This is a genomic window from Sphaerimonospora cavernae, assembly GCF_042435035.1.
In the GTDB taxonomy this organism is placed as follows: domain Bacteria; phylum Actinomycetota; class Actinomycetes; order Streptosporangiales; family Streptosporangiaceae; genus Sphaerimonospora; species Sphaerimonospora cavernae.
In genome coordinates, this window is sequence record NZ_JBHMQT010000034.1 from 1 (window position 1) to 18,240 (window position 18,240).

Consider the following 18,240-nt stretch of genomic DNA (forward strand, 5'->3'; position numbering starts at 1 on the left):
CATCATCCGTCAGTTGCGCACGCGTCACACACGACGATCTACCGGATCAAGCCCCACCTTAGTGGCGAATCAAGGGAATTGATCACAACCCGATACGCGCCCTAGCGGCCTTGGATAGCATTTTGCAGCAAAAGACCGCTGAAGGCGCCCGATGCATCATCTTGGCGGCTACCTCTACGGATACCAAGTATATCGGCGACCATCTTGAGAGTATCGGCGGAGTGCCGCGAGCGGTCCTTAATGCGGCTACGTCGCCCTCTGACCAGCTCTCCGCCTTGGCCGGACTCGGTCCAGGCGAATTTCTTATCGCCACGCAAGCTGTGTGTGAGTTGCTGGATGGTTGGCCGGCAGACGTGGTGGTAGTTCTGTGGCCGTCGCTGGCTAATCGTCGCGTGCTCGAATATTTGTTCCGCTTCGCTGAGGAGCCGTACCGGATCAAGGTGTTCGAACTAAGCGAGGCGAACCAATTGGATGCACCCGCTCCCTAACGTTGCACGTCTGGTTCTGTGACTATCGATCAATATCTGATCAATATTCCGACCGGTTCAAGGCGTACGCCGGTCTTTGCGAGGAAACTGTCCAGTCTGTCATGGCGGGAGTGTCAAAGGCCTCGGGACTCGCTGGCGTCTCAGCTCGTCTTGATGTCCTTACCGCTGGCCAAGTCCCACACGTGCGTATTCCGCTGGGCGTCTTGGGAAATAACGATCCATCGTCCGTCTATCTTTGCCGTAAAGACGGATTCGATCGCGGGACTGTACGCGGGTTCCTCCCTATCCACGTGCTTTTTGATCGCCTTTCTGATAGGGCGACCATTGGTCGGATCAGTGATCCAGATCGTGCCGTCGGCCCAGCCGCTTACGATGACGGGGCGGCCGTTGATTTCGGCGCTTGCCACGGTACGGGCCTTCGTATTAACATCGTCTGCGATGTTGGTGGCCTGGAAGGGTGGAGACAGAAGCCGCCCGCTATGGAGGTCGACAACGTGCACTCCTCCGTAGCCACCCGCTGATATCGCTACTTGGCGTCTCCCGACCCTGTCGATAATGATTTGCGAGGGGCCATAGCCGCCACCGTCTCCAGCCTCTCCGACGACGCCCATTTCGGTTAAATGTTTCGGGGTTGCCAGCGCGAAAGCGTAGAGTCTCTGATTGTTGCCGCCATTGAAGACGATGGTCGCTCTACCATCGAGTTCCGTTAGCGCAAGTTGATTTATATAATAAGAGGTCCAAAGCGGCTTGATGAGTCGACGCCCCGTAACGAGATCAACCACCCGAATTCGATAGTTGATGCCGACGCAGGCTACTGCGGGGTGGTTGCCAATCTTGCCTACAGAGAGACTGACAATAGGGATCACATCACCGTCGCGGCAGTCGGCGGCCTTGCCGAACGGGACACCCTTGCCGAGGTCCCAGGCGGTCACCCAGCCGTCCCTGGTGCCGGATACCGCGATGGCGCGGCCATCGATCTGGCTCACCGCGTCGGTGCCCTGGCTTTCCCGCAGCCAGGCCATGATGCGCTCTCTCGGACCAGACGGTTCGGGTACGGACTTGGCCGTCGAGGGGCTGTCGCTCGGAGACGGAGATGCCGAGGGCGATGGTGTGGGGGACGAGGAGGCCGTGGCAGTCTCGGACGGAGTCAGGCTGGGTATCGGGGATGCCTGCAGCACGCTGGGGGTGGCGGCTGTCGCGGTCGCTGCGGGAGGTGTCGTCGCCGGTGCCGCAGTGAACACCAGATTTCCGGGGAGGGCTCGTAAAACCATAGCTACTCCGCCGACGGCGACAACTGTGGCAACGGCAAAAGCCCAGAGGCGAGGCTTGCTCTTGTCGGTCGACGGCGTTGGTACGGGCGCCCAACCTTCGCGATCAGGAGGGAGCGGTACGGCTGGTGGCGCAGACGGCGGCACGGACGGCGGCGGGGTCGGCGGGCCGCTCCGGGGCGTAGGGCGGCTCGGCGCGTTCTCTTCGAGCTGCTTGGTGTATTCCAAGGTGGCCGCGCTGCGTAAGTTGACCGTGGGCGGCTGCCCGTCGGCCAGTCGCATAACGGCGGCCCCGCCGGTCAGCGCGCGCAGGACGTCCCGGTCGGATGGGCGGTCTTCGGGGCGCTTGCCCAGACAGGCGGTGAGTATGCTGGCGAGCGGTTTGGGCACCTCGATGAGGTCCGGCTCCATGTGGGAGATTCGGTTGAGCACTGCAGGGATACTGTCGTCGCCGAAGGCGGGCCGACCGGCCGCGGCATAGGTCATGGTGACCGCCCAGGAGAAGATATCGGACGCGGGGCCGATCGATGCTCCCGCGACCTGTTCAGGGGACATATATGACGGTGTGCCCATGACGGTGCTCGACTGGGTCGATGCGGCGTCCAGCACCTTGGCGATACCGAAATCGATGACCACTGGCCCCTCCGGCCCGAGCAGCACGTTGCTGGGCTTGAAGTCGCGGTGCACGATTCCGGCCTCGTGGATCGCCATGAGGGCGGTCATGGTACTGATCGCCAGCCGTGCCAGCCCTCCCGCGTCCCGGGGACCTTCTCGTCGGACCAGTTCAGCCAGCGACAACCCCTCGACATACTCGCTGACGATGTACGGCTGGTCGCCGTCCATGTCGACATCGAGGACACGGGCCGTGCAGAACGGAGCGACCTGGCGGGTGGCGGTCACCTCGCGGATGAAACGTTTGCGCGCGGCGTCATCGTCGGCGAATCGGGTGTGCAGCACCTTCACCGCAACCTTCGCGCCGTCCGGGGACTCAGCCAGATGGACCACGCCCTGACCGCCCTGCCCGATCACGCGGATTAGGGCGTATTCCCCAAGACGTCGAGTGGTCATGCAATGAACCATTCCGGGCATGCGAGCGCTGGCACATGGAAGCAGCTGGTCGCGTCCCTCCAGTGAGCCGAGGGCAAACTGCGGATCACGGATGTTCTCCCGGCCGGGGCAACCTGCAGGACCGACGCATCGTTTATCTGCTGATCTAATCGCTGAACGTAAAGCGTGATATTGGCCGAAACGTTAGGGGTCGCGCCGATCACAATCAAGCCTCGGTCTCAATCGTGATGGATTTGGCCAGCGCATGGGGGCGTCGTTGGTGGTCTCTATCCCCCCCGCGCAGGGTGGAAGTGAGCAGGTCGGACGGCCTGGAGGGCGAGGGCGGACGGGTCGTCCCTGAACCGAGTCGGCCAGGCGCGCTCTGTTAGCCGTCCCCTGGCCCAGGCACTTTCAGGGTCTCGGAGCGGGTTCGCCGCTGCCACACACAGACAGGGAGGGCCTCTGTCTCGTCAAGCTTGTCCGGACCGGGTGATCGTTTGATGTGCGCCGGGCGAGGAGCGCCGGGATCCCCGCGATCTGAATCTGTTACAAGCGCCCGCTAGATTCGGAGCACGCATCGGAGGAACGGAGCAGGTGGGTGGAGCCCGGAAGCATGCGATGGGTTGAGGTCACGGAGTCGGAGTACGCCCATGAGCGGGGCGGACTCGCCGCCATCCGGGCCGCGCTGGACGACGCCGACCCCTACCGGGCGTGGAGCAACTTCACCTTCACCACGCGCAGCGGCCGGCAGTACGAGGTTGACCTGCTCGTCATCGGCAAGGCCGGCCTCTACCTGCTGGAGCTCAAGCACTGGTCGGGCACGATCAACGGAGACCACCAGACCTGGTTCCACAACGGTGTCGCCGAGGACAACCCGCGCCTGCTGGCCGATAACAAGGCCAAGCACTTCAAGCAGCTCCTCCTCGACGCGGGCGGGCGCGACGTGCCGTTCGTGTACGCGGGTGTGGTGCTGCACCAGCCCGACACCCAGGTACGGCTCACCGATCGCGGCCGGGCCGGTGTCTACCGCATCGATGGGCAGGGCCCGGCCGGGCTTGACGAGCTGATCAGGGATGCCCTGGCCGCCGAGCCGCGCAACCCCCGCCAGCTGATCGACCGCAGGCGTTCGGTCGAGCTGGCCCGACTGATCGGCAAGGCGGGCGTACGGCGCAGCGTACGGCACCGCAAGGTCGGCAACATGCAGATCGAGGACGACCCACTTGCCGAGGGACCGGGCTGGCAGGACTACCTGGCCAAGCATCCGGTGCTGGATCGGGTCCGCCGGGTCCGGTTCTACCTGGTGAACCAGGCCGCCTCCCAGGAGGAGCGGACCGCGATCCTGCGCGCGGCCAAGCGCGAGTTCGTGACCCTGGAGAACGTCAACCATCCCGGCATCGCGCGTGCCATCGAGTTCTACGAGCACGAGCGCGGGCCCGCCGTCGTGTTCGAGCACGATCCTTCCGAGACGCGCCTCGACCATTTCCTGCGGCAGAAGGCCGGCGACCTGACCATCGATCAGCGCGTCGACCTGGTCCGTACGCTCGCCAACACCCTGCGCTACGCCCACTCCCGACGGCTGGTCCACCGCAGGCTCAGCCCGCTGTCGGTCTTCGTCCGCACCCTTGCTTACGGCCGGTATGGCGTCCGCATCCGGGACTGGCACACCGCGGGTCGACTGATACCCGGCACGCCCGGCCACAACACCTTCGTCGCGGGCACCCGCACCCTTGAGGCACTGACCGACAAGGGCGCCCACGGCTACATCGCGCCCGAGACGCTGCACAACCAGACAGCCGACCCGATCCTGGCCGACGTGTTCGGGCTCGGAGCCGTCTCCTTCCTCATCTTCACGGGCAGCGCTCCCGCCGAGACCAGCGAGGAGCTCCACCAGCGTCTGACCCGCGAACGGGGCCTCGACGTCACGGTCGAGCTGGACGTCGCCCCGCAGGCGATGGCCGACCTGGTCCGGGACGCCACCGCGGGAGACGTCGACCTGCGGACCGAGTCGGTAGAGAAGTTCGCCCAGGGCCTGGAGCAGCTGGTCCGCGAGCTCACCGCGGATGAGGACGCCGCCGAGCGCATCGATCCGCTGGTCGCCGTCACCGGCTCGAAGATCGGCCCGCCCGACGACCCGGACCGGTTCGAAGTCCTCGAACGGCTGGGCCAGGGCTCCACCGCGCTCGCCCTTCTCGTACGGGACTCCGCGCACGACAAGGCCGTACTCAAGGTGGCACTGGACGAGGACAGCGCACGGCGGCGACTGCTGGACGAAGCCGAGGTGCTGACGCTCGCCCGCGACCCGCGCGTCGTGCGACGCCTCGCAGAGCCGATAGTGGTGAACGCGCGCACCGCCCTGCTGCTGGAGGACGCCGGACGCGAAAGCCTGGCTGCTCTGATCCGCCGAGAGGGTCGGCTTTCGCTGGACTTCCTGGGCCGCTGGGGCAGCGACCTGCTCGACATCCTCGCCGCGCTCGACCTGGCCGGCGTCAACCACCGCGACATCAAGCCCGACAACCTCGCCTTCCGCGAGCTGGGCAAGAGCCGCAAGGTCCATCTCACCCTCTTCGACTTCTCCCTGTCGCGGGCCCCACTGGAGCAGACCGGCGTCGGCACCCCGCCGTACCTCGACCCCTTCTTCGACACAATCCACCGGCCCCGCTACGACGCGGCGGCCGAGCGGTACGCCGCGGCGGTCACGCTGTACGAGATGGCCACCGGCCAGACCCCGATCTACGGCACCGGGGCCAGCCATCCGGCATTGGTCGGCAGCGACGTCACGATCGACCCGGATGCGTTCGAGCCTGGCCCGGCCCGCGACGGCCTGATCGCGTTCCTCCGCAAGGCCCTCGCCCGGGACGTCAAGCAGCGCCACGACTCGATCGACAGCATGCGCATCGAGTGGCGTGCCGTGTTCGACGCGGTGCCGCCCGCCGCGGCCACCCCCGGCAGCGTCAACCCGGTCACCGGAAAGGAACTGGACGACGCGGCCGCCCGGGCCGGACTGGACACGCCGATCGCCAACGCAGGTCTGACCCCGCGCGCGGTCGACGCGCTGCACCGGATCGACGTCCGTACCGTCCGCGACCTGCTGGCTCGGTCGGCGTTCGACATCTCCCGGCTGTCCGGCGTCGCCGACCCGACCAAGCGGGAGATCCGGCGCCGCGCCAAGCAGTGGCGCGCCCGGCTCCAGCCGACCACCACGGTGATCGTCCCCGATGACGAGCTCGTGGCCGAGTCGGGGCGCGGTGTGGACGCGGTGCTGCGCTCACTGCTGCCCAAGGGTGCCAAGAAGGACTCTGCCGAGGCGCGGGTGCTCCGCCTCTACCTGGGTCTGGAGGAGACCGAGTCGGTCTGGCCCAGCAACGTTGAGCTGGCACGAGAGGTGGAGGTAACCGCCGGCCGGATCGGGCAGATCCTCCCCACGGCGCGCAAGGGCTGGCGGCGCCGCAAGCCACTCACCGAGGTACGGGACGAGATCGTCGACCTGGTGGAGCAGGCGGGCGGGGTACTGTCCGCCGAGGGGATCGCCGAGGCCCTGCTCACCTCCCGCGGTTCGGAGGCGGCCGGTGACCAGCGGATGCGCCGCGCGCTGGGCTTGGTCCGTGCCGCCGTCGAGGTCGAGGGCGAGCGGGGCGGCGAGGCCCGGCTGCTGCATCGGCGTAGTCCACATTCGGCCATTGTCGCCCTGGAGATGCCCACCGACCCCGACGCGGTGGCCGGTACCGACCTGCTCGACTACGCCGTACGGCTCGGCAGGGTCGCTGACCGACTGGCCGTTGAAGACCCGCTGCCGACGGCCGCCCAGACCGAGGCCAGACTGCGCGAGGTACGGCTGCCGCAGGGCATGGCAGAGCTGCCCGCCGAACGGCTGGCCGCACTCGCCGCGGCGACATCGGAGAAGGCGGCCGCGAACGGGCGCGGGGAGATCTACCCCGACGGCCTCGACCCGCGACGGGCGCTGGAACAGCTCGCGTCCTCGCTCGGTGTGATCCGGAACGGCATGGATCCAGAGCAGCTCAAGGCTCGGGTCCGTGCGCGCTATCCCAAGGTCGGCGAGCTGCCGGAGCACCGCCATGACCTGGACGCGCTGCTTCATCTTGCGAAGGTCCCGCTGTTCTTCAGCAACGGTGTCTACTGGCCGAGGAGCGCCGACAGCACCGGTCTGGCCTCGTCGTCGCACTGGACCCGGACCCGCCACGGGGGTGCGACTGGTGATCGCGACCTGGCCGATTTCGAGCGGCGGATGATGGCCTCGCTTGAGGAACGCGCCTTCGTCACGCTCAGCGTGGGTTTCGGTTCCTATGCTCAGGCGATCCACGCGTTGCGCGACCGGTTCGAGGTCGAGGTGCTGGACGTCACCGCCGAGCTGCTGACCGCGATGCGGACCACCGCCGACGCCAACAACGTCGACTGGTCGATCGTGCTGCGCGCCGACCGGCCGGACGCCGCCCCGCAGGACTCCGCCAAGGGACCTCGGCGAGTTGGTCTGCCTGCGCTACCTGCTCGCCTCCGACGACCGCTACGAGCAGAACGCCAGCAACCTGTCCGTACAGGACCGCGCCACCGCCAAGGCGCTGCTGCGCAACCGCAAGAGCACGCTGGAGACCAAGCTCAAGCAGGTCATCCAGCAGGCCTACGGCGCGGCCAAGCGCGAGCAGGCCGACATCGACGCCGCCCGCGGGCACAACGCGTTCTTCGCAACCCTCGAGCCTCAGCTCAACTTGGGCGCGCCGGTGGGGGCCCGGCTGGCGGACTGCCTGGAACACCTGCTGGACCAGATGCTGTCGGCCCAGTACCCCGATCACCCGCGCTTCCCCGGCGAGGTCCGCCGCAGCGACCTGGCTGTGGCGCTGCAGTACCTCGACAAGGCGGCTGCAGAGGAGTCGGGCCGGGTCCCGGTGGTCTCCAAAGATCGGGAGGCTCTACGCAAGGTCGTTAACCCGCTGCAGGTGGGCGAGGCACTGGAGAACGCCTTCCTGTTCACCGCCGACACCTTCCCCTGGCGCAAGCAGTTCACCCAGCGCGCAGCCCAGGACGGGCTGGACCAGGTGATCCCGGTCGCCGAGCTGATCAAGTGGCTGGACCAGCCGCGTGCGCGCGGCCTGGACGCGGGCACCCGCGGTCTCGTCATTGCACGAAAGGTTACGCATCATGATGCTGCTGTAATGACTGCTTGCGAAAAGGGAGGGGCCGGATGGGTATTGGCGTAGGCTTCGGGCTTGGTCCGGTGCGAGTAAGCACTGGAGTCAGTTCACGCACTCTTGCCCAAGGCTGCCTGCCGCTGTTCGTCTTTGGGCTGATCATCTGGATGGTCAAAGCCATCCTGACCGCACTTTACGTCTTTCTCTCCTGGCCGAGCCGGGTGGTCGGACCCGTGGCCAGGCAAGCTGGTCTGGATCACGTCTACCAGGTCGGGGTGCAGTGGGCGGCCGCAGCCCTCTGGGTCGAATTCCTTCTGGTGATCCTCGGACTGCTTGTTGCGGCCTCAGAGATCCGGAATCTCTTTCTGGGCGCGCCTGGGATGAAATCCTCGGCGCGCTTCTGGCGATTCTGGGCTGTCACCCTTTTCGTTCCGGTGACCGCTGCAACGGTAGGAATGGCGCAGGCTCCTGAGCCGGTCGGCACCAAGATGGCGACCAGCCCGGTGATCACGAAGGCCACGCCCACCCCGACTCCCACAAGCGAATCTCGCCCTGCGGGAGCTCCGGCTTCGGCGCAACAGGCGATCGTGATGACCGTATCCAGCGGAGACACGCTAGGGGTGAAAGCGATTGCCCCCGGCTCTGTCCTTCCCTCCACCAACCAGACCGTCGTCAGGCTTCTCGGAATCGCTGCGCCGCACGGTGCCGAGTGCAAGGCGGATTGGGCGACAGGTCTTCTTACCTCCTACCTCCCCCGGTCGTCTCACATCTGGATTGCCCGAGGCGCAGGGTCCCGAGGGGCCGGCGCGCCGCTCGCCGTCTATCTGTGGAAAGAGGGGAGCGACCGGGCTATGGTCAACGCCTGGTTGCTGGTGAACGGAGCGGCTCGGCTGGAGACCACAGAGGTTCGCGGCGAGGTACAGCGTAAGTTCGCGGAGTACGAGTCCAAAGCCCGCGCCGCTCACCGCGGGATCCACAGTTGCGCAGGGTGAGGGAGGCTACTTCGCCCCGGCTCTCCTGAGCGCCTTTCGCAGCCGCTTCGGCACGTCCGCGTTCGAGACCATCCAATTGAGCTGTACATCGTCCACGACGAGCGTCAGCTCGCCGTACAGGGCGATGGGCAGCTTCCTGTTGTCCTTGTACCTGCGGTCGGGTCCGCCCCGCACGTTGACGTAGGTCCAGGTGTAATCCACGACGACGGCGTCCGACGGCAGGGTTCCCGTCTCTACGAAGCGTGTGACGCTCGTGCTCCCGCGAAGTTCCTCGTAACGATGCTCGGTGAATCGGCCGTTGTTACCGAGTAGGAACCGATCCGGGTAGAAATGCAGCACCCAGGGACCCGCGGCGAGCGTGGGCACCTCGACGTCGGTGACGATCTTGCTGAGCCCCGCAAACGAGACCGATGCTGCGACTCTTGTCGATTTGACTCCCGCTCCGGCGTTGGTCTTGCGCTCGTACGTCGATTCCACGCGCTCTCGCCCCGTGATCAACCATGCACGGCCTGCCTTGGCCATTTTACGAAAGGCCGTCACAACCTCCTCAAACTTCGATGCTTCGTTTCCGGTGAGCTCGTAGTCCACGCGGGGGCGGAGCTTATCGTTCTCGACGGAGGCGACGATCGCAGCGATGACGAAGCCTGCCGCCATCACGATCCACCCACTCCCGCGCATCGCGATGCCAGCAATCTCACAGATCAGGAGCAGGTACGGCCACTTCCGCGGTTTCTTCCTCGCTTCGATGATCTCCGCGAGGAAACTCCTCTCGGCGACGAGTACGACTGCTGACCCCTCGTCTCCGGTCTCCGGAGCCTCGGCGGGATGCTCCTCATCCGCATGCGGCGGCTGCTCCAACCGAGGAGACGGCGTGGGTTCAGCACGTTGATCCTGCAGCGCGGGGATGAGGCGGGCGGATTGGGGCTTTTGCAATTCAGGGCGTATTGGAGCTGATGTCTCCTTCTTGGGAGCCGTGGGGGCGGGCACAGAGGGGACAGGCGGCGAGGCAACCTGGTCTGCGACGGCAGGGGGGAAGGGGAGGTCGCTCCGTCCGGGCGGACTCGCCGGTGAAGCGTCGGCCTGTTGGTAGCGCAGCCACTCCTGCGCGCAATGGTCCTGCTCGCGGAGGCGGGCTGCCTCACGCGCCTGCTCACGACCTCTTCGAGCGGTCAGCGTATGCAGCACCACGGCGGAGTGTGCCGAGGAAGTGAGTTGCTCGATCTGGGCCCGTACGTAAGGGACGTCGGCTTCACGGACGGTGCCGAAGGGGATCTCTGCGCCCTCGTGCGTCAGCAACGTCAGGCGGTTCTTCGACGACCACTTCTCGCTGAAGGAGAACGAGCGCACCTGCGGCCACCACGCCTGCACCTTGGGACTCTCGGCGGGTTGGGAGAGAAAGATCCCCACAAGCCGCATGTTGGTGAGGACGATAAGGTCGATGAGCGGCTTCATCTGGTTCGTCTTGCCGATGAACAGAATCTGCTCGCCATCTTCATGGAGAAGATAGTGAGCCCCGTCGTCGACGACCTTGACGGCAGTGCGCTCGCGTAACGCCGAGCCCAACTGTGGGATCAAAACGTATTGCTCCCCTCGGCCACGAGCCTCCTGCCGGTCAACCAGCAGGGGCCGTTGCAGTCCAGGATGTCGATGTCGTCAAGTGAGCGGGCGATGTCATCCACCGCGATCGAGTCTTCAGTCGGTACCTCGGAGGACAGAAAGGTTGGCACGACTTGGGTGAGGTGTGTTAGTGCATGCTGAGCTGGCCAATCCGCCCACCGACTCCTTTCCCTGTACCACAACACGCTGCCGATCAGAATACGGCTCGTTCCACTTCTGATACAGGTGATGTCTCGCCAGGTACTGCGGCTGCAGCCAAAGGCGGTTCTGGTGCCGAGACGGCATGTGCGTTCTGTCGGGTCAACGCCCTGTTCCCAGCGCTTAGCGCCAGCGGCCGTTGAGATCGCCACGGACTGGGGGCGCTACCCCGAGCTGTATCTGGACCCTCGGGACCGCCGAGTCCGCCGGGGGGCTGGGGAGCCGACCGTGCGGACGGCGTCACCCGGCCTGTCCGCCCTGGCCTACATGATCGGGTCTCTGCCCCAGGTGGTGGGCGGCATGTTTCTGCTCGGCCCCACCGGCCTGTCAACGGCGTTACCACCACCGTCCTGCACAGGTCACCGGCCCCGTCGTTCACGCCCAGCAGATCCTTACAGTTTGCCCCACCTGAGGTGTAAGAGGTAGGGATCACACTTTATGTGGCTTCTGTGAATCAAGTCCACAGCCTTTTTGTTACGGTCCAGTGACGGTCGTCCGGCGTGCGAGGCCGTACCGGCTGGGAACGCTGGGCCGGATGGATACGACGCGGGCGGCCGCGCCGGCGATTCCGCCGGCGCGGGCGCCCTGGCAGGTGTCGCAGCCGAGAGCCGTGTAGAGGCAGGTGCGCCGGTCGTTCCAGTCCGTGCCGACAGCCCTCGACCTGCTGATCCACGGCCCTCCCGGGTTACGGCAGACCTCGTCCCGGGCCTCGCCGGTCATCACGCAGGGCCGCTGCGGCAGCCGGGTGACGACGACCGGGTCGCCGTCGGCGAGGGGTTCCCGGGTGTGGGTGCCGATCGGGGTCAGCAACCCCGCCGTCCAGCGCAGGACGGCCGGCTGGCCGAAGCCGCGGGCGATCTCCAGGACGAGGCTCTCCTCGGCTCCCACCACGACCACCGACTGCTCGGCCCAGGCGAACTCGGGATGGTGGCATGCGGCGTCGGTCTGCAGGTGCAGGCCGCGCTCACGCAGGTCGTCGAGCAGTCGCTTGTGCGCGTCCAGATTGTGGGTCAGGCGTCCCGGCAGGCCGCCCGGGTTCCAGCCCGTCAGCACGTGGGCGACCTCGTCCAGGGGATGCGGAATCTCGTCGGTGTCCGGCCTGCCGACCGCGGGGCCTACTCGCAGGATGTGGTCGTCCAGCGTGAGGCGGAGCACGGCGCCGGTCCAGGCGGCGGTGATGTCGGGCTGCTCGGCCGGGCGTTCGGCGACGAACAGATCGGCCAGGTCGCGCTCGGAGGCGCCGGGCCGGTGCACGTGCCACCGGACCTTGCAGTGCGGGCACTGGGCGTAGTACACGCCGGGGAACGCTTCGATGACAGGCTCGCGCGGCCCCAGATTCATGGCGTTGTAGAAGACGCCGCAGCCGGGGCAGTGGGTGCGGCGCAGGGCGTAGGAGTCGTTCGGGACGGGCATGACGCACCTCCGGGGCCTGGGACCCCGGTAGCCTGACCGGCCCCGGTGATCCGCCGTTCTCCGCGCGCCTCGCGCGAAGCGGGTCGTCACCCGGGGCACCCGCAGCGGGCGGGATGCCGTCCAGCGAGCCGGGGCTTGACGCTGGAACTCATGACCCAGGGCCGGACATTAGCGACGTAAGCCGTTTATGGTCAATACCTGGACAGAAACCGGCCGGCTGTGCCAGCATCTGGCCCGGGTCACGAAGCCGACCACGCCCCTGGATCAGAGTCGGCTGGCAACCTCGCCTCACCGCGCAAGGTGCCCTCCAGGGAAGACCTGGCCGCTGTCGGCCTGGCAGGGGCAAGTGCGGATCTCCCTGCCCTCGGGTAAGGGGGTCCCGGAACATCAAGGACCCTCATGACCTCGTCCTGGGACCTCTACTGCACGGCGGTCGTCCGCTTCCAGCTGGATGCCGCCGTTGTGGAACTGACCCCGGCCGCGCCGGGGACGTGCGCCGGCGTCCTGCCGCCGGCCGCAACGGTCCATGTGATCACCGCGTTCAACCCAGGCGGCCGTACGGTTCCCCGGGACGTCAACGCCCACGCCCAGGCGGCGCTGGTCGCCGAGATCGATGCCCTCGGCCTGCGGTGGTGGCCCGCCGCCGGAGGGGATTTCGTCGCGGGGCATATCGAGGACAGCGTGGCCGTCGCCGGTCTGGACGACCGTGCGGCCCGCGCGCTCGGCCGCCGCTACGGCCAGGACGCCGTTTTCACCTGGACCCCCGGTGCCTGGCGCCTGCTGTCGTGCCGGGACATCCGTACGGCAACGTTCGGCTGGGTCGCTCGTACGCACTCGGTCGCGGCCTGACCCGCGTTTTCCTCGGAAAGGTGCTTAATGGAAGTTTTGGACGCCTCCTGGGAGGAACTGCGGGATGCGGCCGCACGGTGTTCCCGTGCGACCGCCCTCCGGTACGACGAGGTCCTGCGAGACGGGTGCGGCGTCGCCTTCTATCGCGTGCTGATGGCGGACCCGGAGCACCGCGTACACATCGAGGCCCGTACGTACGGCGGTCCCGGAGCCGAGTTCACCGGCGCCTGCCCGCCTATACACGCGCAGCGTCGCGCACGAGACGCTCGTCCTGCTGCAGACGGGCTTCCGGCTCGGGCCGGAGGGGATGGTGGGGCAGGATCCCGAGGTCCTTCTGAGCACCTCCGCGAGCACCTCCGACAATCCGGTCGGCCGTGCGTCCGCGCTGGCCAGGGCCGTGGAGCTCCTGGCCGCCCGCGACCCGGGAGACCCTCGTCTCCCAAAGGCGTACCTCACCCTGGCCCACCTGTACGGCACGCTCGGCGAGGGTGAACGGTCGGCGGAGGCCGCGCGGGCGGCCGTGCGCTCCCTCCGGGGTCTTACGGGGACGGACGAGGAGAGCGCCATCGAGGTGCTGTTCCGGGCGGCCGAACTGGCGGCCGGTCACGAGCGGTGGGAGGAGGTGCGCGAGCTCGCCACGGATGCGCTGGCGCGGATCCGGCCGCTGCAGGACGGCCTGAGCGACGAGGAGTTCACCGACGCGCCGTTCGCGGAGGAGCGCATCCGGCTCGCCTGCTGGGCGTCCCGTTCCCTGCACGACCGCCCGGAGGAGTCCCTGGCGCTGTTCCACGAGGCGGTCCGGATGTACGGCAGGCATCTGTCGGCCTTCGATTTCGTCGACAGTGCTCTGGTCGGCGAGATCCTCGGCTGCCGGCGGGAAGACCCGCTCAGGCCGGAGGGCGAACCGCACGGCACGCTGGTCATCCACGAGCTCGGCGGGGTGCTCTTCATCGAGGAGCAGGCCGAGATGGAGCAGCGTGAGGCGTACATCCTCGCTGTCGAGCAGGCCCGCACGTACGGGCAGGCCAGGGCCGCGGGAGCACCCGTGGACGACTTCGACCTCTACGAGAGCTACTACCTGGACCGAAGGCCGTCTGGCACAACGACAACCCGATCGACGCACGGAAACCGTTCGAGGTGCGGGCGCCGCAGGGGGGGTTGCGCGACCGACAGCTCTCTGTTGGGGTAGGTCAAGGTCTTCAAACTGTGTCAGGGGAAGGTCGACGCGAACAACCACATCCAGTGGGGCGTCTGCTGGCCACCCGTGTGGCCGGGAGGGCGCTGACGGGCTCACCCCGCAGAGGGGACGCCGACAGCGGCGGTCGGTGCCGGGGGCAGATCACGCCCCGGCGCTGCCGCCGCTGAGGTTGGCTTGGATGTCGCCCTGCTTCTGTTCCACCACGCTTTTGATCAGGGTGGCCAGGCCCAGTGCGACCCCGGCGATGATGGCCGTGATGATCACCCATTCCACGGCTGAGGCTCCACGTGTCGGCGCCGTCTGGGCGCGGTAGACCCGAACGGACAGGCAGGCGCGCAGGTAGATGATCCAGGGGTGGTTCACGGGGCCTCAACATCTTCCATGGGGGCGGACGAGGGTTCGCGCAGGGGCGCAGAGCTGGAGTAGCTCTCAGGGTAACGTAATATTACTGTGTGGAATCGACCATGTGCGCATTGTGATTGATGGGGTTGTGAAGATGTTGGTGAACGAGCCGAGAACCTGGAACCCCAGGCCACGCTCCCTCGGCGTACGTCGTCCGCTGTTCGCGCGCCATTCAGGGGCGGCGGTTGAGGAGTACTGGTCGAATGTTCCGCCGAGGGTGAGGTCACTCTGGGCTAGGTGATACCACCAGGACGGGGTGAGGACTGAAAACCGTGGCGTACGCGGGAGGGTAAGGCGAGGACGGAGGAGCCCGCCAGCCATGCGGCGAGTTGAGCACGGTCGATCAAGATCAGGTCCGTGCTCGCCGCGGACTGTCTGGCGGGGCTGGTGAAGCCAGCCGTGGTGACCAGGACGCCGCGGTGGCCGGGGTAGGCGTGCAGGGCGCCGAGAAGGTTGCGTATCTCGGGGGAGCCGACCGATTTCGCCCACCGCTTGCACTGGACGACGAACCGCTCTCCGATGGCTGCGACGGCGACGATGTCGACGCCTCCGTCGCCGCTCCCCCCGATCCGCTGCATCGTGGTGTCGGATCGTTGACGGCCGGCGTCCGGAAAGTTCTTCAAGAAAATTCCGGGAGGGGGTGTCGGATCGGGGTGGTGGTGTTCGTAGCAGGCGTGAGGCCGTACACAAGGGGCGGCGCCACGGCGGAGGAACCGCGATCATGAAGCTGACGACCATGACTCAGGTCACCATCGATGGAGTGATGCAGGGAAACGGCGCCGCGTCGGATGACCGCAGGAACGGATTCGAGCGCGGTGGATGGGCACGGGGGAAGGGCGACGACGAGACCAGGACGTTCATCACGCAGACCTACCAGCGCGCAGAGGCGTTCCTGTTCGGCCGGCGCACCTACGAGTTGTTCGCCGGCTCCTGGGGGTCAATCGACCAGATGCGCGCACATCCCATCGGCGTGGTCTTGAACGAGGCCCCCAAGTACGTTGCCTCGACCACGCTCACCGCGCCGCGTTGGGAGGACACGACTGTTCTCCGCGGTGACCTTGTGGCGGCCATCAGTGAGCTGAAGGCCAAGCCCGGGGGTGAGCTGCAGGTGCACGGCAGTGGCATCCTGACCCGGTGGCTGCTGGAGAACGATCTGGTCGACGAGATGACTCTGATCGTGATCCCGGTGATCCTCGGTCAGGGCGCGAGACTGTTCCCGGAGACCGGCCCGGATCTTGCGCTCGGCCTGGTCGAGTCGCGGGTCGACGCCAAGGGCGTGACGATCCAGGTCTTCCGGCCGGCCGGGCGTCCTCAGTATGCGCCAACGGCGTGAAGTCCCTGACCGCCGAACCACGCTGTCGTGACACCACAGGAGATGATCTTCAGATGCGGTATCTGGTTTCCTTGATCGATGACAAGAGCAATCCCGGCAGCACGGACAGGCGGCCTGCCATCAGCGCGTTCAACGAACGACTGATCGCCGAGGGCTACTGGGTTTTCGCGGGCGGACTCGCGGACACCGACGCGGCCACCGTCGTCGACAACCGGGGCGAGCAGGCGGTGTTCAGCGAGAGAAACACGCCGATCAGTTGGGCGGAGTCGTACCTGTCGCTGAAGAGCTTGGTCGAGGGCGGGTGAGCGCGGCGGGCCTGGCGGGCGAGCAGGCGGCCGTCGAGAGCCCGGTAGAGGGCCACGTCGGCTCCCTCGTCGAGCCACGCGTCGAAGGCCTGGCCGTTGCCGCTTTCGCCGTCGGGGGCGATCTCCGCCGTTGGAAAGAGCCTTCTGGCCTCGGTGATGTCCATGGTGATCGACCCTTCGCCGTCCGGATCCGTCATTCCTCGATCACGCCCTCGTCCGGGCGGTCCAGGTAGCCCCAGGCGCTCACGCGGCGGTCGAACTCCTGCCTGTCGCAGCGGGCGATGAGGACCTCGCCGCCCTCGTCCCAGGCGGCCCAGGCGATGTGCAGGTTGTCGCGGATGTTGCCCGAGCCGGTCCACCAATGGCTGTCGTTGATGGGGGAGCCGCCGTCGAAGCCGTAGGAGTCCTCGGTGTAGTGGTGGGCGGGCATGGGCAAGGGAGGGAACTCCCGGTGCGGGTCCATCGGGACGAGGATCCATCGATCGTCCACCTCGGCGGCCAGGTGCAGGTTGCCGTTGATGTGGATCCGTACGGCGGTGAGTCCGCCGTACCAGTGGTAGGTGCGCTCGTCCTCGCGCGGCCAGGCGCGGTCGCGCCCCGCACGGTAGTCGTTCCAGTCCTCCTTGTCCCACTCCTCGTCATCCCAGTCGTCGTCGTACTCGTACAGGTCCTCCACGGTGTAGAACTCGTCGAAGATCGGAGTGACGAGGCCGGAGACCCGCTCGGCGTCCTCGTCAGGGCACTCGATCTCCACCGCCGCCTCGGAGGGGAAGGTCAGCAGATCCGGCACCCGGGCAAGCGCGGTGGACAGGGCGTCGTCGGGGACCGGGCCGAGGTCGACCGTCTCCACCGGGTCCTTGCCGTGGCGGCTGAGCAGTTCCAGCCTCCCGTCCCGTACGTGCAGCACCCGGGAGATCCTCCTGCCGAACATGCGCCAGGCGCGGACGCTGAGCAGGACGTCCCCGGTCTCACCGAGCGGCCGGCTTGGGTACAGACAGTCCGCGACGAGCCGTTGCGGCCTGGGCGGAGCAGCGGGCCGGGGAGTGGAAGTCGGGGGAGTGTGCAGAGGCTGGGCGGCAGCCGGCTTCTCGGGCTCCCGCTCGGCCGACGGCGCCGGTCCCCGCTCGCCGTTGACGGCTGTGGCGGGTTCGTGCCCGGCGGGCTGTTCAGCGAATGTACCCGACCGCCAGCCGGTCAGGAAGCAGGAGCCGTCGGCGCAGGAGAACACGGCCAGGCAGTTGTAGCTCCAGGCGTAGACGATCTCCTGGCCGGACGTCCGCCCCAGCTCGCAGGCCTCCTCGTGGGTCAACCCGGTGACCGCGTATGCCGGGATCGCGGGGCCGTCCGGCTTGCCGTACTCGGCCGCCCAGGAACCGTCCGGGCCAGTGCCGCCGATGATGTGGATGGGAGTTTCGGTGGGTGCGGGCCGTTCTCCCGCGATGGTGCCGATGCCGGCGGAGATCACCGTGATCCACTGGTCGTCGATCCGGATGCGAATGGTCGTCATAGATGTTCCTTGCGCGAGGGATCGGGGGATGCTCGGGGGAGTGCCCAAGGGGGGTCAGGTGCGGCGGCGGTGGGAGGCGCCGCCGACGATGTAGCCGCTGGTGATGCGGGGGAAGTCCAGGACGCCGGGGGTGGCGCGGTCGTCGTCGGTCAGGCGGGACTCCCACAGGGCCAGCGAGTCGGCGTTGATGCCGCAGACGCGGCCGAGCGCGTCCTCGAAATGACAGACCGCGCGTGGGTTGCGGGGCCGGGGCCGTCGTTGTAGGGCTCACGCCGGGCGATCACGTCGGCTTCATCATCGCCCAGCCATTCCGGGGCCGCCAGCACGCGCACGCCCTCGGCGCGATAGCGGAAGCCGGCGTGGAACTGGTCGGCGGTCTGCCAGGCGAACTGCTCGACCAACAGCGCCGCGGTCTGCGGTGTCGCCGTGGCGAGCAAGGCTGCGGGGAGGAACAGACGGTGCACGGTGTTGTCGTGGCTGCC

At 67.3% G+C, this 18,240-nt stretch carries 13 protein-coding genes, 1 pseudogene and 2 riboswitches; of the genes and pseudogenes, 6 read left to right on the forward strand and 8 right to left on the reverse strand.

Features of this window, described 5'->3' with window-relative positions; all coding sequences use genetic code 11:
• Window positions 1-628: 628 nt before the first annotated feature.
• Window positions 629-2,824, reverse strand: a complete 2,196-nt coding sequence (locus ACFHYQ_RS16045) for a protein kinase domain-containing protein (RefSeq protein WP_394301952.1) — start codon at window positions 2,822-2,824, stop codon at window positions 629-631.
• 592 nt (window positions 2,825-3,416) lie between these two features.
• On the opposite strand from ACFHYQ_RS16045, the pseudogene pglW reads away from it, so the two are divergent.
• The 3 genes and pseudogenes from pglW to ACFHYQ_RS16060 all read left to right on the forward strand — a co-directional run.
• Window positions 3,417-7,259, forward strand: a pseudogene (gene pglW / locus ACFHYQ_RS16050) (BREX system serine/threonine kinase PglW); the annotation flags it as partial.
• Between the two features lie 25 nt (window positions 7,260-7,284).
• On the forward strand, window positions 7,285-8,013 hold the full coding sequence (locus ACFHYQ_RS29420) for a BREX-2 system ATPase PglY family protein (protein WP_512701471.1): 729 nt from the start codon (window positions 7,285-7,287) through the stop codon (window positions 8,011-8,013).
• The gene (locus ACFHYQ_RS16060; protein WP_394301955.1) at window positions 7,998-8,936 is read left to right on the forward strand and encodes a thermonuclease family protein; all 939 of its coding nucleotides are present in this window, start codon (window positions 7,998-8,000) and stop codon (window positions 8,934-8,936) included. The genes ACFHYQ_RS29420 and ACFHYQ_RS16060 overlap by 16 nt, the downstream gene beginning before the upstream one ends.
• A gap of 6 nt (window positions 8,937-8,942) precedes the next feature.
• Here the strand turns inward: ACFHYQ_RS16060 and ACFHYQ_RS16065 are convergent, their stop codons facing one another.
• Window positions 8,943-10,511 carry a hypothetical protein gene (locus ACFHYQ_RS16065; protein ID WP_394301956.1) on the reverse strand — a complete coding sequence of 523 codons (1,569 nt, stop codon included), beginning with the start codon at window positions 10,509-10,511 and terminating at the stop codon, window positions 8,943-8,945.
• A 714-nt stretch (window positions 10,512-11,225) separates the two neighbouring features.
• The gene (locus ACFHYQ_RS16070) at window positions 11,226-12,164 is read right to left on the reverse strand and encodes a DUF3293 domain-containing protein (protein WP_394301957.1); all 939 of its coding nucleotides are present in this window, start codon (window positions 12,162-12,164) and stop codon (window positions 11,226-11,228) included.
• 47 nt (window positions 12,165-12,211) lie between these two features.
• A riboswitch (SAM riboswitch) is annotated at window positions 12,212-12,320 on the reverse strand.
• A gap of 81 nt (window positions 12,321-12,401) precedes the next feature.
• Window positions 12,402-12,519: riboswitch (SAM riboswitch) on the forward strand.
• 44 nt (window positions 12,520-12,563) lie between these two features.
• Here ACFHYQ_RS16070 and ACFHYQ_RS16075 point away from each other — a divergent pair.
• The gene (locus ACFHYQ_RS16075; RefSeq protein WP_394301958.1) at window positions 12,564-13,013 is read left to right on the forward strand and encodes a DUF3293 domain-containing protein; all 450 of its coding nucleotides are present in this window, start codon (window positions 12,564-12,566) and stop codon (window positions 13,011-13,013) included.
• Window positions 13,014-13,320: 307 nt separating this feature from the next.
• On the forward strand, window positions 13,321-14,202 hold the full coding sequence (locus tag ACFHYQ_RS16080) for a hypothetical protein (protein WP_394301959.1): 882 nt from the start codon (window positions 13,321-13,323) through the stop codon (window positions 14,200-14,202).
• Window positions 14,203-14,352: 150 nt separating this feature from the next.
• On the opposite strand, the gene ACFHYQ_RS16085 is transcribed toward ACFHYQ_RS16080, so the two are convergent.
• On the reverse strand, window positions 14,353-14,574 hold the full coding sequence (locus tag ACFHYQ_RS16085; protein WP_394301960.1) for a hypothetical protein: 222 nt from the start codon (window positions 14,572-14,574) through the stop codon (window positions 14,353-14,355).
• Window positions 14,575-14,846: 272 nt separating this feature from the next.
• Entirely contained in the window at window positions 14,847-15,236 is a 390-nt protein-coding gene (locus ACFHYQ_RS16090) for a restriction endonuclease (protein ID WP_394301961.1), read from the reverse strand.
• 98 nt (window positions 15,237-15,334) lie between these two features.
• Between ACFHYQ_RS16090 and ACFHYQ_RS16095 the strand changes: the two genes are divergently transcribed.
• A complete protein-coding gene (locus ACFHYQ_RS16095; protein ID WP_394301962.1) occupies window positions 15,335-15,946 on the forward strand; it encodes a dihydrofolate reductase family protein in 612 nt (203 codons plus the stop codon).
• 154 nt (window positions 15,947-16,100) lie between these two features.
• On the opposite strand, the gene ACFHYQ_RS16100 is transcribed toward ACFHYQ_RS16095, so the two are convergent.
• The 3 genes from ACFHYQ_RS16100 to ACFHYQ_RS16110 all read right to left on the reverse strand — a co-directional run bounded on the left by ACFHYQ_RS16100 (window position 16,101) and on the right by ACFHYQ_RS16110 (window position 18,222).
• Entirely contained in the window at window positions 16,101-16,448 is a 348-nt protein-coding gene (locus tag ACFHYQ_RS16100; RefSeq protein WP_394301963.1) for a hypothetical protein, read from the reverse strand.
• Window positions 16,445-17,758, reverse strand: coding sequence for a hypothetical protein (locus ACFHYQ_RS16105; protein ID WP_394301964.1), 1,314 nt, complete (start codon window positions 17,756-17,758; stop codon window positions 16,445-16,447). The genes ACFHYQ_RS16100 and ACFHYQ_RS16105 overlap by 4 nt, the downstream gene beginning before the upstream one ends.
• Window positions 17,759-17,907: 149 nt before the next feature.
• Window positions 17,908-18,222 carry a hypothetical protein gene (locus ACFHYQ_RS16110; RefSeq protein WP_394301965.1) on the reverse strand — a complete coding sequence of 105 codons (315 nt, stop codon included), beginning with the start codon at window positions 18,220-18,222 and terminating at the stop codon, window positions 17,908-17,910.
• Between the last annotated feature and the right edge of the window lie 18 nt (window positions 18,223-18,240).

Bases quoted from the DNA above. Each gene is read 5' to 3' on its own strand.
- ACFHYQ_RS16045 (WP_394301952.1), bottom strand. From the start codon at position 2,824: ATGACCACTCGACGTCTTGGGGAATACGCCCTAATCCGCGTGATCGGG.
- ACFHYQ_RS16060 (WP_394301955.1), top strand. From the start codon at position 7,998: ATGGGTATTGGCGTAGGCTTCGGGCTTGGTCCGGTGCGAGTAAGCACT.
- ACFHYQ_RS16070 (WP_394301957.1), bottom strand. From the start codon at position 12,164: ATGCCCGTCCCGAACGACTCCTACGCCCTGCGCCGCACCCACTGCCCC.
- ACFHYQ_RS16075 (WP_394301958.1), top strand. From the start codon at position 12,564: ATGACCTCGTCCTGGGACCTCTACTGCACGGCGGTCGTCCGCTTCCAG.
- ACFHYQ_RS16080 (WP_394301959.1), top strand. From the start codon at position 13,321: ATGGTGGGGCAGGATCCCGAGGTCCTTCTGAGCACCTCCGCGAGCACC.
- ACFHYQ_RS16095 (WP_394301962.1), top strand. From the start codon at position 15,335: ATGAAGCTGACGACCATGACTCAGGTCACCATCGATGGAGTGATGCAG.
- ACFHYQ_RS16100 (WP_394301963.1), bottom strand. From the start codon at position 16,448: ATGACGGATCCGGACGGCGAAGGGTCGATCACCATGGACATCACCGAG.
- ACFHYQ_RS16105 (WP_394301964.1), bottom strand. From the start codon at position 17,758: ATGACGACCATTCGCATCCGGATCGACGACCAGTGGATCACGGTGATC.